At 32.0% G+C, this 3032-nt stretch carries 5 protein-coding genes; all 5 read right to left on the bottom strand.

Going from position 1 to position 3032, the window contains the following annotated elements; translation table 11 throughout:
• Positions 1-274 precede the first annotated feature (274 nt).
• The 5 genes from ACESM9_RS15380 to ACESM9_RS15360 all read right to left on the bottom strand — a co-directional run bounded on the left by ACESM9_RS15380 (position 275) and on the right by ACESM9_RS15360 (position 2924).
• Positions 275-763 carry a hypothetical protein gene (locus ACESM9_RS15380; protein WP_373000742.1) on the bottom strand — a complete coding sequence of 163 codons (489 nt, stop codon included), beginning with the start codon at positions 761-763 and terminating at the stop codon, positions 275-277.
• 158 nt (positions 764-921) lie between these two features.
• Positions 922-1116 (bottom strand): hypothetical protein, encoded by a 195-nt coding sequence (locus tag ACESM9_RS15375; protein WP_373000739.1) that lies wholly within the window; start codon positions 1114-1116, stop codon positions 922-924.
• Positions 1117-1132: 16 nt separating this feature from the next.
• Positions 1133-1393: a hypothetical protein gene (locus tag ACESM9_RS15370; RefSeq protein ID WP_373000736.1), complete on the bottom strand. Its 261-nt coding sequence runs from the start codon at positions 1391-1393 to the stop codon at positions 1133-1135.
• Between the two features lie 147 nt (positions 1394-1540).
• Entirely contained in the window at positions 1541-1714 is a 174-nt protein-coding gene (locus ACESM9_RS15365) for a hypothetical protein (RefSeq protein ID WP_373000733.1), read from the bottom strand.
• A gap of 172 nt (positions 1715-1886) precedes the next feature.
• The gene (locus ACESM9_RS15360) at positions 1887-2924 is read right to left on the bottom strand and encodes a hypothetical protein (RefSeq protein WP_373000730.1); all 1038 of its coding nucleotides are present in this window, start codon (positions 2922-2924) and stop codon (positions 1887-1889) included.
• Positions 2925-3032: the final 108 nt, after the last annotated feature.

The raw sequence follows: 3032 nt of genomic DNA, 5'->3' as shown, positions 1-3032 counted from the left end.
AATGATTCTTTTTCTCGCCATAAAAATCTCCTCCTATGATTTTAGTATTCTACCATAGAAGGAGATAATTAGTTTACATAAAATATTTTACAGCCTCGCAGTTGCCCGCACTAACGGTTTAGCAATGCGTGATTATGCTTTTTGTAAACTACAATAACTTTTTATAATCCTTGATATACATGCATTTTATCGTTCCAACCTTTTATATTCTATGATAATTTTTGACTACTGTTTATAATTGTAGTAGTCAAATAGTAGTCAAAAAAATCGAGCACTATACTTGTTTATCGCTTTTAAATATATCAATATTGGGAATTTCTGTTTTCGGCATTTGCCCCAATGAAAGAGTTTCTGTGTTTAACTTAAGCATAAGTTGTTCTATTTGTTCTGAATTTAAAACAAACTTAAATTTATCTTTTGCTTCTTTAAGTTTTTCAATTTGCTTAGTAGTTAATTTCTTCCCTTTCTTTTCTAGCTGTTCTAACTTTTTATATTCTTTATAACTTAATTCACCGTTTATTTTTCTAATAATATATTTTTTCAATCCTTTAGTTTTAAACCATAATACTATTACCTTCTTTTTCAGCCATTTAACAAATCGCCATACTCTGCCGATAATAAACATAAATATGTTTTTAAGAATATAAAGCAGAAGCACCGCCAAAACAGAGCTAATTACAGATGTGATTATTATATCTTTGCCAGTTAACTCCGTACTCTTTAGCATGTTATTAAAATTATCATGCAGACTTGACCCGTCCAAAGCTTTTCCTCCCTTTGTTTCCGTCTATATCTTACATATAAATACAAATAATGTCAACGAGTTCCCATACTATTGTTAGCTGACAACAAAAAACCGGAGTGTTATCCCCGGTAAGCTCTAACCCTTTCATATATAGGGGGAGCAATGCTCCCCCTAGTTTAAGCCTTTCCTTTCCCATATTTCAGTTCTATATTTACTCTTAAATCCTCTACTTCAGCCAAAAGCTTTGGATTAATGCGTGCTTTCACTAATTTTTTCGATAGTGCATTATATTTATCTGCGTATTCGCTCCAATCCTTACGAAAGGATTCAGAAAACCCTGATTCTCTTTGATATATAGTATTTGCCTGCATAATCTATCCCTCCTATTTAATTTGCCTGCAGCTTATTATGTATTGCAAACTTTATTCCCTCTGCGAATCCTGCATCATAAGCAGCATCTTTAGCAAGGGCCTCCATCCAGCCAACAGCAGAATCAAGTTCAAAGCCTATCTCTTTATCAATCTTTTCAATTAATTTGAGATATTTCTCATTTGTTTTTTCATAGTCAGTCTGTTCCAGCAATCTGTCAATAGCCACATAATGTTTTTCCATCTCTATCCCCATAATGTAATGTGTTATACCGTACATAATAAATTTCCTCCTTTTATTTATTTTGGTTTAGTTTTCCAACATTGCATGGAGGTTATGCATTATGCTATACTAATAGCAAAGCTAACCTTATACAAGGTTGGTACTGCGTGAGGAAGTCGGTTATCTTGGCGGATGGCGGCTTCCTTATTTTTTGCTTCTTTTGGTAATTTCGATATTCTTAATTGCTCCTTCCAAATAAAGCTTTGCAAGCTCCTCAAGAATATCATTCACATCAACATTGTTTTCAAGTGCCTTAACTTTAAGTTTTCTTAACAAATCTGCATCCACTGTAGTCCTAAATGGTATTCTTTCACCCAATAACAACCACCCCCTTTTACTTGTGTGTTTTTATGATTCTAAGAACATTATATTCTATGTTTCTATGGCTGTCAATGCTTTTTTACTTTTTAATTTAATACTGGAGCTCTAGCTCGGCATGTCTGTGGAGCATACAAAAAGCACCCTAATGGGTGCAATTGTTGATATTCAGTTACTCAAGGTATAAAAATATCCAGTCTTTTCTTGCTTTTATGCCTATATCTGATAAATTAAAATATGTTTCATTTTGATATGTTACTGTATCTATATTATATTTTTTACTGTCTTTATATTTAACCACATTATTCTTGTTAGGTATTACCCATTCATCTCTATCAGAATATTCTCTTTTGTATTTGCGTAATAGTTGTTCTGGAATATAGCCTTCATTATCTTTAACTATATAAAGAACAATGTTGTTTGATATTCCAAACGGACTTTCTTTAATAATATGATGAGTTGCTTTTGCTTCTTCTTCATCATTAACAAATATATTTTCTGTTTTAGGAGATTGCTTGTTTATAACTGTTATCGTTACCGTCCCAGTCTTACCGCTTTCATCTATTTTATCAATGGTTCCTCTCAGGTTAATAGATGATAGCTTTCTAAATCTAATACCTTTATATGATATTAGGTTACCGTTATCAAAGCTTTCTCCTGATTTCTCGGTAAGATTATATATATTGACATTTCTTAATATATTATAATTAACATGTCCATCAGATATATATAATTCATCTTTAAAAGTTATAAAACTAGCATGAGATAGCCCTGGAATATTAGATTCAATAGAACCTCGCTCTAAATATTTTGCTTGTTCTCCTGTATCTAATACAATATTTTGATTATTCTCTCTTTCCGACCTCTCTCTTTCTTGTATTTCTTTTATTTTTTCTTCTGTGAACGGAATAATTATATCTTTAGTCAGAGATAAGTTGTTAGTTTCGTTTTTCAAGCCACTTACCTCCGCTTGTCCTAGTTCTGCATTCCATTCAACATTAAGTCCGGCAGCCTCTAATATTTTTCTTACAGAACCAATCGTATGCCCTTTATAAGTCATTAATGGTAATTCAGGGTCGTTATACTCTTGTCCGTATATTATAAGTTTATAATCAGCCTTATGACATATGTATTCTTCTATAGATGCCGCCAAAGGTATTGAGCCGAATATAATCCCACCAACCAGTACACCAAGTATAAACTTTTTCATAATTGTATACCTCCCTTAATATACTCTCATTTTCTTCGATTATCTTAATTTTTCACAGTATTTCATTTTAATTTTGTTGAGCCAACTCTCCAGGCATTTCATAAATCT

Origin of the sequence: Lutispora sp., from assembly GCF_041687175.1 — a bacterium.
Classification (GTDB): domain Bacteria; phylum Bacillota; class Clostridia; order Lutisporales; family Lutisporaceae; genus Lutispora.
Note: the sequence above shows the minus strand (reverse complement) of the source record. Positions and strands in the feature narration are given on the sequence as shown.